Origin of the sequence: Pseudonocardia xinjiangensis, assembly GCF_012911925.1 — a bacterium.
Classification (GTDB): Bacteria; Actinomycetota; Actinomycetes; order Mycobacteriales; family Pseudonocardiaceae; genus Pseudonocardia; species Pseudonocardia xinjiangensis.
Genome location: NZ_JAAXKY010000021.1, coordinates 1 through 21,399 on the forward strand (window position 1 = coordinate 1; position 21,399 = coordinate 21,399).

Consider the following 21,399-nt stretch of genomic DNA (forward strand, 5'->3'; position numbering starts at 1 on the left):
CGCGGACGACACGCCGTACTCGAGCAGCAGGCATGCCGCCACCCCCATGGCGACGACCTCGCCGAGCGTGGCGTAGGCGTAGGAGTACGACGACCCGGAGACCGGCACCGCACTGGCCAGCACCGCGGGACCGCTCGAGCGTGTGTTCATCGGCTCCCGCTCGTCGCGGATCGTCCGGCACTCGCCGGTGCCGGTGGTGGTGGTCCCGCGCGGTGCGGCGCAGGCGCTCGCCGAGCGGGCGGGGCGGGGGTAGCCCGCGGGATGAAGCCCTTCACGTACGTCATGACCGGTCTCCCTCGCCGAGTGCATCGCGTGTCCGGCCGATTCCCGGCCGCCACCAAAACGTAGGTCCGCCGGATCGCCGTGTCGTCGGGCGAGCGCCGTAGCCCCGGTGGAGAAACTCTCCACCCGAGCCGCGGTACCGGCATCGGGCGCCGGCCGGCTCGGAACTGTTCGATGCACACCCGGGGTCGGCGATCATAATTTCCGCAATAGGGACGAATGTACTTCCCGGTGCGGGGTCCATCGAGTGCGGCGGGCCGAAATGGTTATTGAAGGACTGGCGTGGTCGAACTAGTCTGAGCCGCATGAGGAAACGACACTGTCGTCGGAGCTCGCCCCATCGGTTCAGTGCGCGGCGGAAACTGCCGGCCGCATGATCACCGAGCTTCTGATCCTCAGCTTTGCGCTCAGTCTGGACAATTTCCGGGTGGCGATCGCGCTCGGCACGGTGCCGTTCGGTTTTCGCCGTGCGGTGCAGGTCGCTCTGACGTTCGGGCTGTGGGACGGCGTAATGCCGTTGGTGGGCCTGCTGGTCGGCAACTACGTCGGCGAGACCACCGGTACGGTCGCGGAGTACGTGGGGTCGGCCGCGCTGGGCGGGTACGGTTTGTATCTTCTCATCGGAGCGCTGCGCAAACCTGAACCCGAACAGGTGGACCAGCCGTGGGCACTGTTCGGAATCCCGTTGTCCTTGAGCCTGGACAATCTGCTGGCCGGCGCCGGGCTGGGACTGCTCGGATTCTCTCCCTGGATCTCGGCGACGGTGTTCGGGGTCACCACGGCCCTGATGTCGTTGGTCGGGCTGCAACTCGGTCGAGCCGCGGCCCGGCTCATCCGCATTCGCTCAGATCTGCTGAGTGGTATCGCACTCATCGTCGCGGCCATCGTGCTGCCGATAGCGTTCGGCAACTAGCGCGGGGCATGGCCGGGCGCCGGCCGCGGCGTGGTCCGACCGGCCGTCACGGCCGTGCTGGAGCCCGCCCGCATCGGGAACGCGGAGGAACGTGGTCTTCGGCCCCTTTGCAGACCATGGAGGGGCGGGGTACACATGAGGTGGCGCCGGGTGATCACGCGGGACATGCGCCGCGCGGTGCCCGGCAGCGGTCGGCCCGGCGGTGACGAGCGCTCGGCGGCGTGAGCTGGGTGGGTGCTGTGCGGTGTGGGGATGGACCAAAGGCGGTTCTTCAGCATGAGCGATGTGCACCGGCTCGACACCATGTCGGGGAGTCCCGGTAGAAGCACGGTGTTCGCCGCGTGGGAGCGGTTCGTCCAGGGCGAGGATCATGTCCGTGGCGTCCGGCCCGAGGTGGTGGTCTCCTGGCATCGCTGCCGCGAGCAGTACCGGGTCGACCCACACCTGACCGAAGCTCCGCTGGCGGCGGCACACAGCGACCACACGCTCGAACAAGACGTGGTGCTGACCGAGCTGGGCGGGCTTGCGGGTGCCATGGCGCGGGAGGTGGAAGGCCTCAACGGCATCGTGACCGTCGCCGACGCCACCGGCCGGATCCTGGCCACCTGGGGTGACCAGGCCACGGTGGCCAGAGCCGCCGACGCCAACCTCGCCACCTGGTCCTGCTGGTCGGAGGCCGGGGCCGGCACGAACGGCATGGGTACGGCGCTGGAGACGCACGGCCCGGTTCTGATCAGGGGCGCGGAACACTGGTGCCAGGCGTTCCACAGCTGGGCGTGCGCGGCCATCGCCGTGCGTGACGTGGTGACCCGCGAGCCGATCGCGGTGCTCAACATCTCGTGCTGGCGCACCCCGCTGCCCGATGCCACCGGCAGGTGGCTCTCCCATGCGGTCACCCAGACGCAGAGCACGCTGAAGGGGCGCGCCCGGGACAGTGCCGCCGAACTGATCGCCGCATTCGCCCAGGTGAAAGGGCGTGCCACGGCCGCAGTGGCCGCGGTGGACACCGCGGGGAACGTGGTGATCGCCGACGAGCGCGCGAGCGTGCTCATGGGTGTGCCCAGCGAGGTGCCGGCGGTCGAGCCCACCATCAGGTGGCGCACCTCCCTGCCGGACCTGATCCGTGTCGCCCAGTACGCGAGCGGGTGCGCCGCCCAGAATCCCGACTGGGTCGGCTCGACACAGATCTTCACCCATCTCGCCGACGAGCCGGTCCCGGTCACCGTCCGGCCGGTGTTCTTCTCGGGGCAGCTGGCCGGGCACCTGATGTTGCTCGGCGCCTCCGGCGATACGCAGCCGCTCCCCACCATGGCGCCCACCCATCCGCCCGCGAGGCCGATGCACCGGGTCGTGGCGCTACGGGAGGACCGGATGGTGCTGCTGCGGCTGCCGGAGGTCTGCTTCGCCGAGTCGGACGGCAACGACGTGTGGCTGTCCACCGAGCAGGGGCGGCTGCGCGCCGCCTCCCCGGGCCTGGACAAGCTCACCAACGAGCTGGCCGACTCCGGGTTCCTGCGGGTGCACCGCCGCTACGTGGTCAACCTCAGTCGCGTCCGGGAGATCGAGCGCGGGTTCAAGGGCGAGCTGTTCCTGGTCATGGACAGCCGGGCCAACGACGTGGTGCCGGTCTCCCGGAGGAACACGCCCGCCGTCCGTGACGCACTGGGGCTCTGACGTCGCGGGACGCCCGTACGGGCCCCGCATCCGGCGTCCCGGGCGCAGGTCATGGGGTCACCAGAACTTGATGCCGGCGGCCTTCAGCCGGCGCCGGTGCTGCCGCACGGCGGTCTCGATCGCGGCGGGTGTGATGAGGTCCCCCCACACCTTCGCGGCCGTCTCCCCCTGCTCGAGCAGCATGTCCGCCTCGTCCGGGCCGATATCGGCGCGCTGGACGATGCGCGACCCGAACCCGATGTGCCAGCGCTCGTCCCGCAGGACCAGCTCGCATCCCTTGTGCACACCCGGCAGCTTGACGGACAGGCTTTCGAGCGCCTCGAGCATCGCGTGCTGTCCCGCCAGGAGGACCACGCCCTCGATCACCATGTGGTAGAGCCCGACCGCGGCGGACAGGGAGCCGTGGTTCTCGGCGAGCCGCCCGGCGGTGGCCGGCAGGCGTTCCTCGAACAGGTCGACGAGGTCGCTGCTGACGAGGCTGCGCAGAGCGTCGCGCCGTGCGGCGGGGTCGGCCCCCGGGACGCCGGCGACCTCGGCGGCGACGAGGTCGAAGAAGCGGGCGTGGCGCGCCTCGTCACGGAGCTGGGCGCGGAAGGCCGCCTCCATCGAGCTGTCCGACGCGGCCGCCTGGTAGGCGGCGAGCTCCCCGGACACCGCTGTCTCGGCGATGACGAAGCCCGCGATCAGCCCGAGGACCCTGGCGCTCTCGGCGTCGGTGAGCTGCGGCCAGGCCTCGCGGTCGGCCGAGTAGTCGAGGGCTGTCTCGTCCCACTGCAGCGACTCGGCGAGTGTCACGAAGTGGTCGTATCCGGCGATCACGACTCAAGGCCTCCGTCCTCCGGGAACTCGCCCGGCTCCAGCTCGCGGAAATCCGCTTTCGTGGCACCACAGATGGGACACATCCAGTCGTCAGGGATGTCCTCGAAGGGCGTGCCTGGGTCGATGCCGCTGTCCGGGTCGCCCTCCTCGGGATCGTAGATGAATCCACAGGGGATGCAGACCCATCGCGTGGTCACCGGTTCGGCCTGGGTCCGTCCGCTGACGCTCATGCCGGGCTCAGCCGCGGTGCGGGCGGGCGACCAGCAGCTCGTCCACCGGGCGGGAACCCGCGTTGGCCTTCTCCACCGCCTCGGTCACGAGCCCGTGGTCGGGGGAGAGGTGGCAGACCGGGTCGGTCCGGGTGGCGTCGCCGGTCAGCTGGAACGCCTGGCACCGGCACCCGCCGAAGTCGAGCTCGCGGCGATCGCAGGTGCGGCACGGGTCCTGCATCCAGCCGGTGCCGCGGAACGCGGTGAACATCGGCGACTCGTCCCAGATCGTCGCCAGGGAGTCCTCGCGGACGCTGGCCCGGGGCAGCGGGAGCGTCTGCGCGGCCGGGCAGGGCAGCGCGTCGCCGTTGGGCGCCACGGTGAGCTGGCGCGACGCCCAGCCGCCCATGCACGGCTTCGGGTACTCGCTGTAGTAGTCCGGCAGGACGTGCACGATCTCCATCCGGCCGCCCAGGCGGGCCCGGGCGTCGCGCACGACCTCCTCGGCACGGGCGAGCTGGTCGCGGCTGGGCAGCAGCGCGGCCCGGTTCCGCAACGCCCACCCGTAGTACTGGGTGTTGGCCAGCTCGACGCGGTCGGCATCCAGCTCCTCGACCAGCGCCACGATCTCGGCGATCCGGTCGATGTTCTGCCGGTGCAGCACGACGTTGACGGTCAGCGGCCAGCCGAGGTCCTTCACCACGGCGGCGGCCTTGAGCTTGCGCTCGAACGACGGGATGCCCGCGATCCGGTCCGACGTCGCCGGCTCGTCGGCCTGCACGCTGACCTGCACGTGGTCGAGCCCCGCCGCCCTGAGGGCCTCGGCCCGCGGGCGGGAGAAGCCGATCGCGCTGGTCACCAGGTTGGTGTACATGCCCAGCTCGGCGGCCGTGCGCACCAGGTCCACCAGGTCGCGGCGCAGCAGCGGCTCGCCGCCGGAGAGGTGGCACTGCAGCACGCCCATCTCTGCTGCCTCGGTGAACACGCGCTGCCAGTCCGCCGTGGACAGCTCGTCGTCGTAGGCGGCGAGCTCCAGCGGGTTGGAGCAGTAGGCACAGGCCAGCGGGCAGCGGTAGGTGAGCTCGGCCAGTAACCCGAAGGGCCTGTCCATCACATCGTCTCCTCGAGGATGACGTGGCGGCGGGCGGCCATGCGGACCAGGAAGTCCCGCACCTCGTCGTCCACCGGTCGCTGGTAGCGGGCACGCAGCTCGTCCACGATCGCGGCGACCGTCCGGGACCCGTCGCACAGGCCGACGACGTCCGCGCCGGTTGCGTTGAGGACGATCACCGACTCCGGTGCGAGCAGGACGTGCTTGCCGCGTGAGCGGTCGAAATGCAGCCGTAGGTGCGGCCCGAGCCGGGGACGGACCGTGTCCGGCGGCAGTGCGGATAGAGGGGCCGGGGCGGCCGGGGTGAGCCCGGTGTCATTCGGCATAGGCCTGGTCGATCGCGTCCATCATGGACCAGAGCACGTCGCACTTGAACGACAGCGCCTCCACGGCGCGGTCCTGCGCGTCGGGGGTCAGGCAGTGCGCGGTGACGACCTCCAGCGCGTGCTCGGAGTCGCGCGGCGCCTGCTCGAGCCGGGCCCGGAAGTAGGCCAGCCCGTCCGGGTCGATCCAGGTGTAGCAGCGCTCGAACGCGGCCAGGCGCTCGGCCATCAGGTCCGGTGCGAACAGCTCGGTAAGCGACGACGCGACCGCGTCCACCCACGGCTTCGTGCGGGCGAACGTCACGTAGGCGTCGACGGCGAACCGCACGCCGGGCACGAGGTGGCGGTGGTCGAGGACCTCCTCGCGGGTCAACCCGCATGCCTCGCCCAGGCGCAGCCAGGCCTCGATGCCGCCCTCCCCGGCGACGACCCCGTCGTGGTCGACGATGCGGCGGATCCAGCGCCGGCGAACCTCCACGTCAGTGCAGTTGGACAGGATCGCCCCGTCCTTGCGGGGGATGTTCTCCTGGTAGTAGAAGCGGTTCGCCACCCAGCCGCGGATCTGGGCGGGGGAGAGCGTTCCCTCGTTCATCCGCACATGGAACGGGTGGGCGCTGTGGTAGCTCTTCGAGTGCGCGCGCAGGCGCTCCAGGAACGCCGTGGTACCCGGGCCCGCCGTCGCGGTCCGTCCGTTCGCCGCTACTCCGTTGCCGTTCGATGTCGTCGTCATCGTCATCGTGCCTAGACCTCCACCTCGAGCCCGTCGTGCGCCACGTCCATGCCGCCCTCGGTGACCAGGCGGCGCTCCGGAGCGTCCTCCAACAGGATCGGATTGGTGTTGTTGATGTGGATGTAGATCTTGCGGTCGATCGGTAGCGGGGACAGCAGCTCGAGGCTGCCCCCGGGGCCGCCGATCGCGAGGTGCCCCATGTCGCGTGCGGTCTTCTGAGCCAGCCCGAGCCGGATCAGCTCGTCGTCGTGCCAGGTGGTGCCGTCGATGAACAGGCAGTCGATCCCGTCGAACTCGTCGCGCACGGGCGGCGTCAGCTCCTGCACACCCGGCAGGTACACCGCCGCACGTCCGGTGGTCTCGTCGGTCAGGCGGTAGCCCACCACCCGTCCCTGGTCGTTCCCGGTGCCGAACCGGTCGTGCTTGGCCGTGGGGACGTCGAACGCCCGGTAGGAGATCCCGCCGAGCGACACCTCCCGTCCCGGGAGGACCGGGTGCCAGTCGACGGGGCAGAAGCGCTCCAGCGTGTTCAGGAACCCGGTGCCATCGCGCAGCGTCGCGTGCGTCGCGGCCGTCGCGTGCAGCTGGATGCCGCGCCCTTCGCGCAGCAGCAGCAGGCCCAGGGTGTGGTCGATCTCGGCGTCGGTGAGCAGCACCGCCTGAAGCGGCGTCACCCGCCCGTCGCCGGGATGCATGCCGGGGAACGCCTCGAACTGGGTCCGGATGTCGGGGGAGGCGTTGAACAGGAACCAGCGTCGCCCGTCCGGGCTCGCCGCGATCGACGACTGGGTGCGCGCCCGGGCCGGCCGGGACCCGTCACGGACCGCGCCGCACGTCGGGCAGCTGCAGTTCCACTGCGGGTACCCGCCCCCGGCCGCCGATCCCAGCACTCGCAGCCTCATCCCGCGTCCTCCTCCTTCGCGCGCCGTGGCGCGTGTCGTGCGTCCGAACGGAAGGAGGGGCGCCGGACCCGTCCGGTGCCCCTCCTCCGTCCTCGTACCCGTGCGTCGGCTCAGGCCTCCGAGCGGGCGATGTACATGGTCACCTCCGGGGCACACCCGATCTCTTCGAACTCGGGTGCCTCCCACTCGAGCTGGGTGATGGTGGACTCCATGCCGTCACCTCCTTTCTCCGTTGCTTCGCCGCGTGTGCGCGGTATTGCCGGCGTGTCTGTCAGTCCTCGGGCAGGGCGAAGACGAACAGCGCATCGCCCGCGTTGGCGCCGAGGAATCCGGGGAAGAAGCCCTCGACCCAGCCACCCCAGCCGGTGGGCACCGCGATGTACTGGCGGCCGTCCACGCTGTACGGGGTGGGGCTGCTGTGGTGCCCGCTCCCGCACTGGAACGACCACAGCTTCTCACCGGTCTCGGCGTCCAGGGCGACGAAGTCACCCGTCGGCGTGCCCTGGAACACCAGTCCGCCCGCCGTGGCCAGCGTCGAGGCGCACATCGGGTACTCGTTGCGCCAGCGCCACTTCTCCTCGCCGGTCAGCGGGTCGATGGCGGCCACGTACCCGTAGAAGTCCTCGAGGTCCACGGCCACGCCCGCGCCCCAGTACGGGATGCTCTCCTTGAACTCGCGGCGCCGACGGGTGGCCGTCGCCCCGACTTCCTGGACCGGCACGTAGATCAGCCCGGTCTGGGGGCTGTAGGACATGTGCGTCCATTCCTTGCCCCCGGCGGGCCCCGGCCAGAAGTGCACCGGCTCGCCCTCCTTGTCCGGATACACCTTGGGGGTGACCTTCCCGTCGGGGGTGATCTCCCCCCAGGTGATCCGGTCCACGAAGGGGAACACCCGGACCAGCTCGCCATTGGTCCGGTCGAGGACGAAGAAGTACCCGTTCTTGTCCGCGTGCGCGAGCAGCTTGCGCCCGTCGGGGGCGTCGAACAGGAGGTTCTCCATCGTGGAGTCGTAGTCCCACAGGTCGTGCGGGGTGAACTGGTAGTGCCAGCGGATCTCGCCGGTGTTCACGTCCACCGCGACGACGCTGTCGGTGTAGAGGTTGTCGCCTTCGCGGACTCCGCCGTCGAAGTCGGGCGCCGGGTTGCCCGTCCCCTGGAAGAGGAGTTCCTGCTCCGGGTCGTAGGTGGGGGTGACCCAGCAGTTCCCACCGCCGCGCTGCCACGCCTCGCCGTCGGCCGGCCAGGTCTCGGACCCGGGCTCGCCGGGCTTGGGGATCATGTAGCAGCGCCAGCGGCGCTCCCCTGTCTGGGCGTCGAACGCGTCGAGGTGCCCGCGGACCCCGAACTCCCCGCCGGAGCTCCCGATGATGACCATGTCCTTCACCAGCAGCGGCGCGACGGTACCGCTCTCCCCGGCGCGCACGTCACCGTTGACGACGTCGAAGACGATCTCGCCGTTCGTCGCGTCGAGGGCGATGAGGTGGGCGTTGAGGGTGCAGAGGTACACCTTCCCGTGCCCAACGGCCACGCCGCGGTTCACGTTCCCGCAGCACAGCGAGACGTCGTACGGGGAGGGGTACTTGAACCGCCAGAGCTCTTCGCCGGTCGTCGCGTCGATGGCCCAGACCTTGCCTTCCGGGCCCGAGACGTACATGACCCCGTCCACGACGAGCGGGGAGGCCTCGAACGAGTAGGTCGACGCGCCGGAGTGCATGCCGGTCGCGCCGGCCTGGAACACCCACGCGGGCGTCAGGCGCCGGACGTTCTCCTTGTTGATCTGGTCCAGCGTGCTGTAGCGCTGGCCGTCATAGGTGCCGTAGTAGGTGAGCCAGTTGTGTGGCTCCGAGCCCGCTTCGAGAATGCGCTCGTAGTTGACGTTCTCGGTTACCTGCGGCGCACTTCCCTTCACGGCGCTGAGTGAGGTGAGGCGGACGGCTTGACCTGCGTCGACGTAGTCGGTCATCACCTGCTCCTTTCTGCTACGGGCGCGGCTGGGCGGGACGGTCGAGCTTGGCCTCGGCTGGAACTTCCCCGCCGATGACGATCGCCCCGGTCAGGCCGCGGCCCTCGTCGTTACCGGTTGTGGAGCCGTACCAGTAGGTGCCCGGGCCCGGCAGGTTGAGCGTGGCCGTCCCCTTGGAATGGTTGACCAGCCAGATGATCAGGTGGTCCCCGATGGTGGGCAGCACCGCGCAGTGGGTGTTCTTGTCGTCGTTGATGAGGGTGAGCTCGAGCTCGCCGCCGTGGGGCAGGATGATGATCGCGGGGTCCCAGACCAGCTCGTCCTCAGGGATCCGGATGGTGGCGCGCATTCGGCCGTCAGAATCCTCCTCGGCGTGTCCGATGTTCCCCGTCCCCAGTTGCCGGCCCAGGGCGAGCCTGTTCTGCACGGCCAGGCCGGCCTCGTCCAACTGCTCTGATCGCTCGTTCGAAGTAGTCGTCATTGAGTACCCTTCTCCGTCGGCTTGTGGACACCGATACGAAATGATCTCGCAGAACGCCTTAATGGCTTATCTGGTACGGCTTTGCCGGGAGTCGGACAGGTCACTGTTCGCTCCGGCCGGCCCGATCCGCTCCAGTCAGGTGCGGGCCTCGTCATCGATCTCAGCGGGGAGTATCGAGGGGTCCCGGGCCGGCTGGCCGAGTGAAATGCGATCGAGCTCTACGACTACCGTAGCTCTGTGCGTTGTCCGCGTCGTCCACAATCGGTTCGGTGACGGCGTCCGAAATGTACTCCCACTGCAACTCCGTTGTTCAGTGTGGTATCTCGTACGTGGCTCTACTGCCGATCCAGTGCGCCCGCTGGTCGGGCCCCTGGCCTGCATGGGAGCGGCCCCGCAATGGAAACCTGCTCAGGGTCACACTCTTTGCGTAAATGTGAGACGAGAAGTACCGTACTCGCTCCAGGATTAGCCCGGCAAGAGTGGCCGCCGAGTTGTGCGACCCAGCCCCGTTCGTTGGCGAAGAGCTACCGTTCGTAGGAGCTTCTGCCCCGTTGGCGGTCGATCGGCCACACCTGGATCACGCCGCGATCACGCCGCGACTGCCCGAGCGGTGGCCGTGAGCGGGGCGCCGCGCATGCCGGGACCTCAGGAATACCGGCCGTCGGTCACCGATCCTCGGACAGTCTCGGGCGAACGGTCTCGGCGCCGGTCTTCAGGATGCGTCGGGACACGGCGGGGGAGTGACCGCTCTCAGTCCGCGGGAGCCGCCGCGCCGGTCTCGTCGCCGGGGTAGGCCAACTCGATCGCCTCCTCGGGCACGCCCAGCGCGGTGTGCAGGATGCTGCGCATGATCGGCTTGGGGACCAGGCAGTCCGCACACGCCTCCGGGCCCGCGCTGATTTGCACCTGCACGCCGGGGCCGTGCGGGCGGACCTCCATGGCGTAGTCGTCGGCGGCGAGCGTGGCGCGCAGTCCGGCGAGGGCGGTGTCGTCGATCGTCACGAGGCCGTCCCTCCTGGTGGGCCCGCACCGTCGGGCGGGCCGAAGGTAACGGCGAGCGGGCCGCTGCGGCTACGCGCCTTCCGTGCCGTGGAAGCGCGGCCCGCCCCGCGACATCTGGCGTAGCGACGGGGAGCCGTCGGTACGGTTCCCCGGCGGTCACCGCGTCCTGGCGTCGGGTAATGATCACGACGCGGCGGAACGCCGGTGGGAGAGCGGCGCTCGGGATCGTGCTGGTCGCGGTGCTGCTCGCGGCGTGCGGGGCGGTGGGGGCCAACACGGCGGCGGTCAGATGCGGGCGGTCGACCCGCTCACGGTGGAGTTCACACTGGCGGCCCCGCTCGGCGACTTCCCGGTGGTCTTCGCGCAACCGCTCTTCGCGGGCACGCTCGGCATGATCATCTCGCCTGCGGCCCTGCAGCAGTACGGCGACGACGTGGGCAACCACCCCGTCGGCGCCGGACCGTTCAGGGTCACGAGCTGGCTGCGCGACAACAAGCTCGAGCTCGTGCGCAACGACCGGTACTGGCAGCCGGGCCTGCCCCACCTGGACGGGCTCGAGTTCCGCCCGCTGTCGGACACCGAGACGCGCTACGCGTCGATGGGCAACGGGGACGTCGACATGATCTTCGGCGGCTACAACAACGAGCTCGTCCGCGCGAACGCCAACCCCGCCTTCACCGTGTACTACGGCCCGGGCAGCGGCGGCTTCTTCTTCTACTTCAACTTCGCGAGAGCCCCGTTCGACGACCGCAGGATGCGCGAGGCGGCCGTGCGGGCCATCGACCTGAACGCGCTCGCGGCGAGCCAGTACGGCAACCAGCTCGTCGGCTCCGACAGCCTCTTCGAACCCGCAGGTCGACCGCCTGCTCGACGACGCCGCGGCGACGAGTGACGCCGCGTCGCGGACGTCGGACTACCAGCAGGTTGAGCTACTCGTGAACCAGGACATCGCGTTCCTCTGGCTCAGCCGCAGCTATCTCTCGACCATCACGAAGCCCGACGTGAAGGGGATCGACCGGTACATCACGCGGGACATCGTCTACGCGACGACCTGGCTGGACCGCTGAACCACCCCGAGCGACCGCCCGGACGAGCAACACGCCGGCCGGAAAACAGGCGTAGCTGGTGGCGCGGGGTACCGTGTTCGGCCGTTTCGCGGCGAGATGGCGATACGGCGCGTTTCGCAGTAATTGTCAGGCGCCGTCTCTTCCGGCGGTGCCCATGGGCTCGTCGGGGTAAAAGACGCCCGGCTTCTTCGGAAATCGAGACCACTGCGTCGTGCGTTGGTTTCAGGTGTTCATCGGGTCGCCCGGAAATGCCGGCGGCCGACATTTAGATAAACTCCGGGCGTTGCCATTACCCAGCGTAATGAAGTCGGCGTTTCGTTTCGCAATGCGGCGGGACGATCGCCACGGCCGGCCTCGTATGGCCGAAGATCTCTGACGTTGCGTGGCGGGTTCGCTCGCCGCTGGGCCGTGCAGATGAACTACACGCCTGTTGATCTGTCTGTCGGAGTAACCCGGTAGAGTGACGAATGTTCGCGCGGGACTGCCAACGTCAGAGCCGGATCACCGCAATTCACTAGTCATTCGGTGGCTTTCTCATGCGCGACGCAACCCTTTCCCCGTGTGTTCTGAGTGAGGATGATCCTGTCATGCCTATTTCCCCCAACCAGGGCTCCAGCGCCGGCGGCACGGCCGTGACGATCACCGGTACCGGTCTCGCCAACGCGAGTGCGGTCCGTTTCGGTACGAGGCCGGGGACGATCACGGCGAACACTCCGACCTCGGTCAGCGTGACCAGCCCAGCCGGACATGGTGCCGTGGGTGTCACCGTTTCCACCCCGGGCGGCACCAGCAACCCGCTGTCCTACTTCTATCTCGAGCCGCCGACAAAGTTCAGTCTCAGTTCCGTCCAAGGTTCCACGGCCGGAGGTGAGACGGTCACCGTCAACGGCTCCAACCTGAACAACGCGACCGGGGTCGCTTTCGGGGCCAACGCCGGCACGGTCACCAGCTCCAACGCCGGCTCGATCGTCGCGACGGTCCCTGCTGGGGCCGCCGGCTCGGTGGGGGTCACGGTGACCACCCCGGCAGGCAGCACGAACGGCCTGTTCTACGAGTACGTGGCCGCACCGGGCGTCACGGCGATCGTCCCGGCCGAAGGACCGACCACGGGCGGCACCGCCACCACCATCACCGGCACCGATCTGACCGGCACGACCGAGGTCACGTTCGACGGCGTACCGGCCAGCTTCGTCGTCGTCTCGCCCACGGAGATGAGCGCGGTCACGCCGGCCGGAGCTGCCGGCACCGCGGACGTGGTGGTGACGGGCGCGGGTGGCACCGACACCCTGACCGCCGGCTACACCTATCTCGCCGGGCCTGGGATCTGAGGCATCCCATGGGACCCGGGGGGCGCCGCGAGCTCGCGGCGCCCCCCGGGTCCGTGGGCACATTGAGGAAGGAAGGGCATCATGACCACCGAAATGCCGGCCTCTTCCGGCGCCGCTAGTTCAGAAGAGCCGTCGTGCCTACGCTGACCAGCCTCAACCCGGCAGTCGGATCGACTGTCGGTGGCACGGTCGTGACGATCACCGGTACCGGGTTGACGGGATCCAGTGCAGTGACCTTCGGCGGCATACCGGCCACGTCGTTCACAGTGATCTCCGCGACCCAGGTCACCGCCACGGCGCCAGCGCACGCGGCGGGTAACGCGCTGGTCACTGTCACCGGGCCCACCGGGGTCAGCAACCCGTTGAACTTCGTGTACCAGGCCCCCGTGACGCCGGTGGTCACCACCGTCAGTCCGTCGTCCGGGCCGACTCCCGGTGGCACGGTCGTGACGATCACCGGTACCGGGTTCACCGGGGTCACCGCAGTGACCTTCGGCGGGGCACCGGCCGCGTCGTTCACGGTGAACTCCGCGACCCAGATCACCGCGACGACACCGGTGCACGCCGCCGGCGCGGCTCCCGTCGTCGTCACCAAGCCCGGCGCGAACAGCAGCAACGCTGATGTGGCGTTCTTCTACGTCAACTCAGCTGCGATCACGAGCCTGACTCCCGACCAGGGGCCCACGTCAGGGGGCACGGTCGTGACGATCACCGGTACCGGGTTCACGGGAGCCAGCGCGGTGAGCTTCGGTGGCACGCCGGCCACGGCGTTCACGGTGAACTCCGACTCCCAGATCACCGCCACCGCACCGGCACATGCAGCGGGCACGGCCCAGGTCGTCGTCACCGCACCCGGTGGCCCGAGCTCCGCAGCCGACTACCTCTACATCGCGGCTCCCGTGATCACCTCGGTGGTGCCTGATGAGGGGCCGGCAACAGGCGGAACCTCGGTGACGATCAGCGGCTCCGGCTTGACCTTCACCAGCGCGGTGAGTTTCGGGGTCAACCCCGCTCCGTTCACGGTGCTGTCCCCCACCCAGGTGGTCGCGACGGCCCCGGCGGGTGCCGGCACGGTGCAGGTCACTCTCACCACGCCGGGCGGTACCAGCAGCGGACTTCCCTACAACTACATCCCGGCACCGGAGATCTGAGCGTCAGGCGGCGTCGCCGGGGCGACGACCACTACGTCTGACCCGCGCATCCGCACCCGCGGACCAGCGGCCGCTCCCCGTGACCCCCGGTCGGCCTACGCCCCCGCGGACGGAGGCCGACCGGGGAGAGTGGCTCAGATCGCCGCGTGGGTGTCGGTCCTGACGATCGTGCGCGCGGATCATCGGCCGTGACGGGCCTCGGCAGCTTCTTCCACCGTCATGTCCTGGGTGCCGATGACGGAGAGAAGCTCCAGCTGGGCGGCACCTTCGGTGCCGGGCGGAGCGGTGAACCACAGCAGGCGCTGGTGTCCGTCCTCGCTGAACAGGCTGTGGCAGTCCACCTCGATGACGCCCAGCGCGGGGTGGACGATGCGTTTGTGGTCGGCTCGCCGAAGGGCGACGTCACGCGTCTCCCACAGCGTCGCGAACTCCTGGCTGCGCCGTCGTAGGGCGGCCACCATCCGGTTCGCCTCCGTGTCCCGGGCCTGACGGGCGACGACGGCGCGCAGGTCGGCGACGAAGACGCGCGAGTGGTGGTCGTGGTCCTCGGGCGGATGCAGCGCGCGGATGTCGGGATCGGTGAACCAGCGGTAGACGAAGCTGGTCGCTGGACCCCGTGCCACTGGCTGACGGCCGAGAAGGGCGACGGCCGACGGGTTCTGCACGAGTACCTCGTGCAGGTCGGTGATGACCTGGGCGGGAGTGGTGGTGAGCCGGTCCAGCAGGCTGAGCATCGCTGGCTGGACGTGCGCGGCCGGGCCGCGGGCCGCCGGCGGGTTCGGCCGGTTGGCGAGGTGGAACAGATGGTCGCGTTCGTCGCCGTTCAGTCGCAACGCCCGGGCGAGCGAAGCCAGGACCTGGGCCGAGGGCTGCGCGCTGCGGCCGCGCTCCAGTTCGGTGTAGTAGTCGGCGGACAATCCGGCGAGCTGGGCGACCTCCTCGCGCCGTAACCCGGGGACCCGGCGCCGGGGACCGGTGGGCAGACCGACCTCGCTCGGTCGGATCCGGTCGCGCCGGGACCTCAGGAATGCGGCGAGTTCCGGCTCGTTCACGTTCTCCATCGTCACCGATCCCGGTCGGCTGAGCCAGGGGACGGCAACCCCCGGGTAGACGCAGCCATGGCTGGCCCGGAAACACCGGCCCACGCTGACGACGCAACAAGGACGACACGTCAAGGAGAACCACAGTGCCCACCATCGGTACCCGCCGGCTCGGCGCGCACGGACCCCAGGTCTCGGCCATCGGCCTGGGCGCACTGGGCATGTCCGACCTCTACGGACCCGCTGACGAGCGGGAGAGCATCGCGACCCTGCACGCCGCGATCGACGCGGGCGTCACGCTCATCGACACCGGTGACTTCTACGGCTCCGGCCACAACGAGATGCTGATCGGTCGCGCCCTGAAGGAGCGCCGCCGCGAGGACGTCGTGATCAGCGTGAAGTTCGGGTCGCGGCGCACGCCCGACGGCGCTTTCCAACCCGTGCACTACGACGTCTCGCCCGCCGCGGTGAAAGATCGCCTGGCGTACTCGCTGCGACGCCTGGGGACCGACTACATCGACATCTACCGCCCCAGCCGGCTGAATCCGCAGGTTCCGATCGAGGACACCGTCGGCGCCATGCTGGAGATGCGGGACGCCGGCTACATCCGGTGTCTCGGCCTGTCGGAGGTCGGACCGGACACGATTCGCCGCGCCGCCGCGGTGGCTCCGATCAGCGATCTGCAGATCGAGTACTCGCTTCTGTCGCGTGGCCCGGAGAAGGCCATCATCCCGACGCTGCGCGAGCTCGGCATCGGCATGACCGCCTACGGAGTGCTGTCCCGCGGCCTGCTCAGCGGCCACTGGGACCCCGACCGGAAGCTGACCGGCGGCGATTTCCGGGCGCAGAGCCCCCGCTTCCAGGACGGAAACCTCGAGGCGAACCTGCGCCTGGTCGGCGCCCTCACCCGGGTCGCCGGGCGCATCGGGGCCACAACGAGCCAGGTCGCCATCGCCTGGGTCGCAGCCCAGGGCGAGGACATCGTCCCGCTCGTCGGCGCCCGCCGTCGCGACCGGCTGGCCGAGTCCCTCGCCGCAGCGGCCCTTGATCTCGACGAGGAGACGCTCGCCGAGATCGAGGCGGCGGTGCCGGCGGACGCCGCGGCCGGTGAGCGGTACGCGGCCTCGCAGATGGCCATCCTGGACAGCGAGAAGTCCTGACGATGCGCGCGGATCATCGGCCTTGAAGCTCCCGGCGCGCTCAGGTCTGACCACCGCGGTCTGATCTGGCGGGCGCGCTTATGCGGCGAGGTGCAGGAGTGGTTGTCGGCGAGGCCTTCGTTGGGGGTCGATCCAGGCGGGTGGGATGAGTTCGGGGAGCCCGTCGCGGATGCGTACTTCCCATTCGGAGTGGTGCTGCAGGCGGTGGCAGGCCCGGCAGAGCATGACGCAGTTGTGCAGGGCCGTGTCACCACCGTCCTGCCAAGCCTTGATGTGGTGGACCTCGCACCACGACGGCGGCCGACCGCACCCGGCGCACCCGCGGTCGCGGGCGGCGATCGCGCGGCGCAGACCGTCGGGAATCGTGCGGGTGACCCGACCGACATCGAGCGGCTGACCCTTCCCGTTGAGCACGACGGGCACGACGGCGGCGTCGCAGGCCAGCATCCGTAGCGACTCCGGGGTGAGGGTGCCGCCGAAGTCCAGGCAGGCGGCGCGGGCCCGGTTCTCCAGGTCTTCGAGCCGGATCAGCACGTTCAGGTGCGGGCGGCGCCCGCCGCACTCGGGCACATCGCCGTGGTCGAGCACGTAGCCACACACGTCGGCGAGGGCGTCGGCCTGGCGTTGCGCGGTGCTGCGGTGCTCGTCGCCAGTGGCGGGTCGGGCGTGGGCGTCGATCACGGTGGCAATGGCATCGAACATCGCCGCGTCGTCGAACCGGGCTTTGAGGGTGCCGCCGGGCTTGCCGCGGTGGCGGGTCAGGTGCAGTTCGTTGACCGGCGCGGGTGGACGGTCGTCGGGTTCGGCGCCGTCCTCGTCGAGGGCATCGACCAGCGCGGTGCCCCAGGTCTGCAGCTCCGACGGCGTATAGACCGCGGCTTTGTCGGCGAGCTGGGCTTCCGCACCGGCCCACACGTCGGGCGTGAGCCGCTCCGCGGCCGGGCTGACGAGCACGCGGGCGATCACCGCGACGTGCCGCAGCCCGGTGTGCCCGGCGGCGAACACCGCGGCGGTGGCAGGCAGCTTCGCGGGCAACGCGGTGCCATCGAGGCTCACCCGCGGGCACACCTGTTCGGCGGCGACCACCCGCTGGCGGGCCTCGAACCGCTCCCAGCCGAGCAGATCCCCCAACGCCGCCGGGGTCGACGTGTAGCCGCGCTCGGCGAACGTGCCCCGCCGCTCCAAACTGGCCACGGTGGCAACAGTGAGCCGGTCCAACCGCCTGCTCGTGCCCCCGCACAGCGTGAGCACGGACAGCAGGTCATCGTCGGTGGCGGCGTCGGTGGCCGCGGACAGCGCGTCGATCGCCTCGACCAGGAGGCGATGCGCGGTGGTGAGCGGGCTGTCCGACACCTCTTCATCATACTCGAACACATGTTCGAATAGATGTTGGTCGTCGCAGGTCAACGGCCATTCAGCGCTCGCGCCGTCAGTGGGGGACGCCGCCGCAGCGACCTCGCAACGACAGGCTGGCTGGGCCGCTGAAGCTGCCCGGCCTGCGTCATTCCCTGTAGGCGCGCCGGCGGAGTCATCGGACGCTGCCGTGGTGGGCCTCGTACTCGGTCTGGTCCGCGACGAGTACGAGCATGAAGTAGTCGGGCGTGCCGAAGACCCTCCGCAGCTCGACCACTTCGTCGTAGGCGGCAACCGTGCTCTCGAAATCCCGCAACGTCTCGAGATCGGTGACCCCGGATCTCGACCGAGACCGTCACTTCGAAGCCCTGCCCGACGGCGGCGGGATCGACCAGTGCCCGGTAGCCGGTGATAATCCCTTCCGCCTCGAGTCGCTTGATCCGGCGCAGCCACGGCGGCGGGGTCAAGCCGACCCGCGTCGCCAGCGCGACGTTGCTCAGCCGACCGTTCCTCTGTAAATGAAACAAATGTCTCGATCGATCGAATCGAGGCGCGTGTTGTTGCGCATCTTACAATCATTGCAGCGTAATCGGGAACTTAATGTCATGGCTTCTGGCATAAAGTTGCCGAGTGGGAATATCAATTGGACGGGTGGCGACGCCGGCCGGCCTGCGGGGTCGGCGCCCGGAATGTGAACGACTCGGTTCGCTCGTCGAGACGGTGACGGCGGGCGACAGCCGGGCGCTGGTGGTGCGCGGCGAGCCGGGTGTGGGGAAGACCGCACTGCTCGACTACCTGGTGGAGCACGCGGCGGGATGCCGGGTGGCACGGGTTGCCGGTGTCCAGTGCGAGATGGAGCTGGCCTTCGCCGGCTTGCATCAGCTGTGCGCGCCGATGCTGGACCTGGCGCAGCGCCTCCCGGGTCATCAGCGCGACGCATTGGGCACTGCGCTCGGGCTGAGTGCAGGACCGGCACCCGATCGGTTCCTGGTCGGGCTGGCCGTCCTCGGCTTGCTCGCCGAGGCCGCCCGGGAACGTCCCCTGATCTGCGTTGTCGATGACACGCAGTGGCTCGACCGCGCTTCTGCCCAGGTGCTCGCCTTCGTTGCGCGCCGCCTGCGAGCGGAAGGGGTGGGGATGGTCTTCGCGACCCGCCGCCCCGAGGACGTGACCGGCCTGCCCGAGGTGGTGGTCGGCGGCCTGGCCGATGCGGACGCGCGGTCGTTGCTGGACTCGGTACTTCCGGGGCCTTCGGACGGTCGGGTGCGGGACCGGATCGTGGCAGAGACGCGGGGTAATCCGCTGGCGTTGCTGGAGCTGCCCCGGGGGTTCTCCCCGGCGGAGCTGGCAGGTGGGTTCGGGCCGGGGGGCGCGGGGCTGCCGGCCCGGATCGAGGACAGCTTTCGTCGGCAGCTGGCGCCGTTACCGGCTGAGACCTTGCGGCTGTTGCTCCTCGCCGCGGCGGAACCGTTGGGAGACCCGGTGCTGGTGTGGCGGGCGGCGCAGTACCTCGGGCTCGGTGTGGAGGCCGCGGAGCCGGCGGTTGCCGCCGGGTTGTTGGTGATCGGCGGGCGGATGCGGTTCAGGCATCCGCTGGAGCGTTGGGCGGTCTATCACGACGCGTCGGCGGAGGAGCGGCGTCGCGTGCACCGCGCTCTGGCGGAAGCGACCGATCCCCATGGCGATCCCGACCGGCGCGCATGGCACGCAGCGCAAGCCGCGGCCGGGCCGGACGAGGATGTCGCCGCGGATCTGGAGCGCTCCGCGGGACGGGCGCAGGCCCGTGGCGGGCCGGCCGCTGCAGCGGCGTTCTGGAAACGGGCTGCAGAGCTCACGCCCGACCCGGCGCGAAGGGTGGAGCGGGTACTGGAAGCAGCTCAGGCCGAACATCAGGCGGGGATGCCGGCCGCGGCCGAGAGGCTGCTGGCCCTTGCGGAGGCCGGTCCACTGACCGAGCTGCAAGGGGCCAGGGTCGACCTGCTGCGCGCCCGGACTGCCTTCACCAGTAGCCGCGGTGGCGACGTACCGCCGTTGCTGCTCAAGGCGGCCGCTCAGCTGCAGTCCCTGGACGCACGGCTGGCGCGCGAGACATATCTCGAGGCGCTCCTGGCGGCGATGCACGCCGGTTCGCTCGCCAGCGTGCGGGAGGTGGCCGAGGCCGCGCGGACGGCCCCCGCGCCGTCGTCGGATCCGAGCTCGGCGGATCTTCTCCTTGCCGCCGTGGCTGCCCGGTTCACCGACGGATACGCCGCCGCGATCTCATTGCTGCGCCGAGCCCTTGAGGCCTTCGGGGAAGGAGACATCTCCCCGGAGGAGCCGCTGTGCTGGCATTGGCTCGCCGGCCGAGCTGTCGCCGACCTGATGTGGGATGTCGAGGCCTGGGACGGGTTGACCGCTCGCTTCGTCCGGCAGGCGCGCGAGGCAGGCGCCCTCGCCGTGCTCCCGATTGCGCTGAGCGCACGAATGGTGACGCAGACGCTTGCCGGTGAGCTGGACGCGGCTGCATCGCTCGGCCAGGAGCTGGACACGGTGACGGAGGCGACCTCGGGCATCCTGATTCCCTACGGGCCTCTGCTGCTTGCGGCGTGGGAGGGCCGGGAAGCCGAGACCTCCTCTCTGATCGAAACCTTCGCCACGGAAGCGTTCGACCAGGGCGAGGGAGTCGGGCTGACCATCATCTGCTGGGCCAAAGCGCTGCTCGGCAACAGTCTCGGCTACTACGACGATGCGTTGGCCACAGCTCGAGAGGCCCAGCACCCTCGCGAACTGGGCATTTCCACCTGGGGCGTCCAGATCGAGCTGATCGAGGCGGCCGTTCGCAGCGGTGCCCGCGAGCAGGCTGCCGACGCCCTCCGGCGGCTCACGGAGGTGACCGACGCCAGCAGCACCGACTGGGGACTGGGGATCGCCGCCCGCTCACGAGCACTGCTGACCGAGGGCCCGGCGGCCGAGGGCGTCTACCGCCAGGCGATCGACAGACTCGGCCGCGCGTCTGTCCGTCCTGAGCTGGCCCGGGCCCACCTGCTGTTCGGCGAATGGCTGCGCCGGGAACGGCGCCGGGTGGAAGCGCGCCAGCAACTGCGCACGGCGCACGAGATGTTCCGGGAAATGGGCATGGAGGCCTTCGCCCGGCGCGCGGCGCGCGAGCTGCGCGCTACCGGCGCCACGGCGCGCAAGCGCACCACCGAGACCACCACTCGGCTCACCGAACAGGAGACCCAGATCGCGCGGCTCGTCCGCGAGGGACTGTCCAACCCCGAGATCGCGGCCCGGCTGTTCCTCAGCCGCCGCACCGTCGAATGGCACCTCAGAGGAATCTTCGCAAAGCTCCATATCACCTCACGGAAGGACCTCTCCCGCTGAACTGGACCCGCGAAGGCGGGTGCGTGTCTCATCGCCAGCAGGTTCCGGCTCGCCTCAGAGCCATCGGGCGTATCGCTGCTGCCACTTCCGCCCCGGGGCATCCCCGTGAGTGTGCCCTCGTCCTCACGGGCGCGACCGGGCGCTGCGAACGCCCAAGGTGGGATGCGAAACCTGAACGAACTGCCGAAGGACGTGTTCATGACGCCTGGACCGAAAGCGTGCATAAACGACAGAGTTGATGCGCGAGCCACGAGGCTCGCCATGAGTCGTTCACGCCTGCTCAGCTGCGGTACGCGAGCACTCTGATCCTGTCCGCCGCCTCACCCCAGCCTCTGCCGGAGGCCGTTCCGCTCAGTTCCTGGTGATTCGCATCAACCGGGGGGTGTTGCGAATCCAATTCTATTCACCGGTGAGGCGCGCCTCGAACGAATATCAGGAGAATGATGTCGAGTCTGAGTCAGGATCATACCTGCGAGGAGCAGTTCAATAATGAAAGGGCAGAGCGGCTGCGCGATTAGATAATTGTTG

At 69.7% G+C, this 21,399-nt stretch carries 22 protein-coding genes and 2 pseudogenes; 10 read left to right on the forward strand and 14 right to left on the reverse strand.

Features of this window, described 5'->3' with window-relative positions:
- The first annotated feature begins 142 nt into the window (after positions 1–142).
- The 3 genes from HF577_RS40105 (at position 143) to HF577_RS09125 (ending at position 2,869) form a co-directional block, all read left to right on the forward strand.
- A complete protein-coding gene (locus HF577_RS40105) occupies positions 143–253 on the forward strand; it encodes a hypothetical protein (RefSeq protein ID WP_211174004.1) in 111 nt (36 codons plus the stop codon).
- Between the two features lie 402 nt (positions 254–655).
- On the forward strand, positions 656–1,195 hold the full coding sequence (locus tag HF577_RS09120; RefSeq protein ID WP_169395324.1) for a manganese efflux pump MntP: 540 nt from the start codon (positions 656–658) through the stop codon (positions 1,193–1,195).
- A 276-nt stretch (positions 1,196–1,471) separates the two neighbouring features.
- Positions 1,472–2,869, forward strand: coding sequence for a DNA-binding protein (locus HF577_RS09125; protein ID WP_169395325.1), 1,398 nt, complete (start codon positions 1,472–1,474; stop codon positions 2,867–2,869).
- A 57-nt stretch (positions 2,870–2,926) separates the two neighbouring features.
- Here HF577_RS09125 and HF577_RS09130 read toward each other — a convergent pair whose 3' ends face one another.
- The 10 genes from HF577_RS09130 to HF577_RS09175 form a co-directional block, all read right to left on the reverse strand.
- Positions 2,927–3,688, reverse strand: a complete 762-nt coding sequence (locus HF577_RS09130) for a ribonucleotide-diphosphate reductase subunit beta (RefSeq protein WP_169395326.1) — start codon at positions 3,686–3,688, stop codon at positions 2,927–2,929.
- Complete coding sequence (rd, locus tag HF577_RS09135; RefSeq protein ID WP_169395327.1) at positions 3,685–3,918, reverse strand: rubredoxin; 234 nt, start codon at positions 3,916–3,918, stop codon at positions 3,685–3,687. Before rd ends, HF577_RS09130 begins: the two co-directional genes overlap by 4 nt.
- 7 nt (positions 3,919–3,925) lie before the next feature.
- Positions 3,926–5,008, reverse strand: coding sequence for a pyrroloquinoline quinone biosynthesis protein PqqE (gene pqqE / locus HF577_RS09140; protein WP_169395328.1), 1,083 nt, complete (start codon positions 5,006–5,008; stop codon positions 3,926–3,928).
- The gene (gene pqqD, locus HF577_RS09145) at positions 5,008–5,334 is read right to left on the reverse strand and encodes a pyrroloquinoline quinone biosynthesis peptide chaperone PqqD (protein WP_169395329.1); all 327 of its coding nucleotides are present in this window, start codon (positions 5,332–5,334) and stop codon (positions 5,008–5,010) included. Before pqqD ends, pqqE begins: the two co-directional genes overlap by 1 nt.
- The gene (gene pqqC, locus HF577_RS09150; protein ID WP_169395330.1) at positions 5,324–6,061 is read right to left on the reverse strand and encodes a pyrroloquinoline-quinone synthase PqqC; all 738 of its coding nucleotides are present in this window, start codon (positions 6,059–6,061) and stop codon (positions 5,324–5,326) included. Before pqqC ends, pqqD begins: the two co-directional genes overlap by 11 nt.
- Before the next feature lie 11 nt (positions 6,062–6,072).
- Positions 6,073–6,963: a pyrroloquinoline quinone biosynthesis protein PqqB gene (pqqB, locus tag HF577_RS09155; protein ID WP_169395331.1), complete on the reverse strand. Its 891-nt coding sequence runs from the start codon at positions 6,961–6,963 to the stop codon at positions 6,073–6,075.
- Between the two features lie 110 nt (positions 6,964–7,073).
- The gene (pqqA, locus tag HF577_RS09160; RefSeq protein ID WP_169395332.1) at positions 7,074–7,175 is read right to left on the reverse strand and encodes a pyrroloquinoline quinone precursor peptide PqqA; all 102 of its coding nucleotides are present in this window, start codon (positions 7,173–7,175) and stop codon (positions 7,074–7,076) included.
- A 59-nt stretch (positions 7,176–7,234) separates the two neighbouring features.
- Positions 7,235–8,926, reverse strand: a complete 1,692-nt coding sequence (locus HF577_RS09165; RefSeq protein ID WP_169395333.1) for a pyrroloquinoline quinone-dependent dehydrogenase — start codon at positions 8,924–8,926, stop codon at positions 7,235–7,237.
- Between the two features lie 16 nt (positions 8,927–8,942).
- The gene (locus tag HF577_RS09170; protein ID WP_169395334.1) at positions 8,943–9,407 is read right to left on the reverse strand and encodes an MSMEG_3727 family PQQ-associated protein; all 465 of its coding nucleotides are present in this window, start codon (positions 9,405–9,407) and stop codon (positions 8,943–8,945) included.
- A gap of 750 nt (positions 9,408–10,157) precedes the next feature.
- Positions 10,158–10,409 carry a hypothetical protein gene (locus HF577_RS09175; protein ID WP_312859026.1) on the reverse strand — a complete coding sequence of 84 codons (252 nt, stop codon included), beginning with the start codon at positions 10,407–10,409 and terminating at the stop codon, positions 10,158–10,160.
- A gap of 289 nt (positions 10,410–10,698) precedes the next feature.
- On the opposite strand from HF577_RS09175, the gene HF577_RS09180 reads away from it, so the two are divergent.
- From HF577_RS09180 to HF577_RS09190, 5 genes and pseudogenes are all read left to right on the forward strand, one after another.
- The gene (locus HF577_RS09180) at positions 10,699–11,301 is read left to right on the forward strand and encodes an ABC transporter substrate-binding protein (RefSeq protein ID WP_246266128.1); all 603 of its coding nucleotides are present in this window, start codon (positions 10,699–10,701) and stop codon (positions 11,299–11,301) included.
- Positions 11,302–11,344: 43 nt separating this feature from the next.
- Positions 11,345–11,476: a hypothetical protein gene (locus HF577_RS39170; protein ID WP_281359707.1), complete on the forward strand. Its 132-nt coding sequence runs from the start codon at positions 11,345–11,347 to the stop codon at positions 11,474–11,476.
- 536 nt (positions 11,477–12,012) lie between these two features.
- Positions 12,013–12,804, forward strand: a complete 792-nt coding sequence (locus HF577_RS09185; protein ID WP_211174005.1) for an IPT/TIG domain-containing protein — start codon at positions 12,013–12,015, stop codon at positions 12,802–12,804.
- 191 nt (positions 12,805–12,995) lie between these two features.
- Positions 12,996–13,121, forward strand: a pseudogene (locus HF577_RS40110) (IPT/TIG domain-containing protein); the annotation flags it as partial.
- Positions 13,122–13,250: 129 nt separating this feature from the next.
- Positions 13,251–13,955, forward strand: coding sequence for an IPT/TIG domain-containing protein (locus HF577_RS09190; RefSeq protein WP_312859027.1), 705 nt, complete (start codon positions 13,251–13,253; stop codon positions 13,953–13,955).
- 179 nt (positions 13,956–14,134) lie between these two features.
- On the opposite strand, the gene HF577_RS09195 is transcribed toward HF577_RS09190, so the two are convergent.
- Entirely contained in the window at positions 14,135–15,007 is an 873-nt protein-coding gene (locus HF577_RS09195) for a helix-turn-helix transcriptional regulator (RefSeq protein ID WP_169395336.1), read from the reverse strand.
- Positions 15,008–15,150: 143 nt separating this feature from the next.
- On the opposite strand from HF577_RS09195, the gene HF577_RS09200 reads away from it, so the two are divergent.
- Positions 15,151–16,155 carry an aldo/keto reductase gene (locus HF577_RS09200; protein ID WP_169395383.1) on the forward strand — a complete coding sequence of 335 codons (1,005 nt, stop codon included), beginning with the start codon at positions 15,151–15,153 and terminating at the stop codon, positions 16,153–16,155.
- 78 nt (positions 16,156–16,233) lie between these two features.
- Here the strand turns inward: HF577_RS09200 and HF577_RS09205 are convergent, their stop codons facing one another.
- The 3 genes and pseudogenes from HF577_RS09205 to HF577_RS40115 all read right to left on the reverse strand — a co-directional run.
- Complete coding sequence (locus HF577_RS09205; RefSeq protein WP_169395337.1) at positions 16,234–17,508, reverse strand: HNH endonuclease signature motif containing protein; 1,275 nt, start codon at positions 17,506–17,508, stop codon at positions 16,234–16,236.
- A 175-nt stretch (positions 17,509–17,683) separates the two neighbouring features.
- The gene (locus tag HF577_RS37370) at positions 17,684–17,824 is read right to left on the reverse strand and encodes an Lrp/AsnC ligand binding domain-containing protein (RefSeq protein ID WP_211174007.1); all 141 of its coding nucleotides are present in this window, start codon (positions 17,822–17,824) and stop codon (positions 17,684–17,686) included.
- Between the two features lie 103 nt (positions 17,825–17,927).
- A pseudogene (locus tag HF577_RS40115) lies at positions 17,928–18,035 on the reverse strand (AsnC family transcriptional regulator); the annotation flags it as partial.
- Between the two features lie 124 nt (positions 18,036–18,159).
- Between HF577_RS40115 and HF577_RS09215 the strand changes: the two are divergent.
- Positions 18,160–20,871 (forward strand): LuxR family transcriptional regulator, encoded by a 2,712-nt coding sequence (locus HF577_RS09215; protein WP_312859028.1) that lies wholly within the window; start codon positions 18,160–18,162, stop codon positions 20,869–20,871.
- Positions 20,872–21,399: the final 528 nt, after the last annotated feature.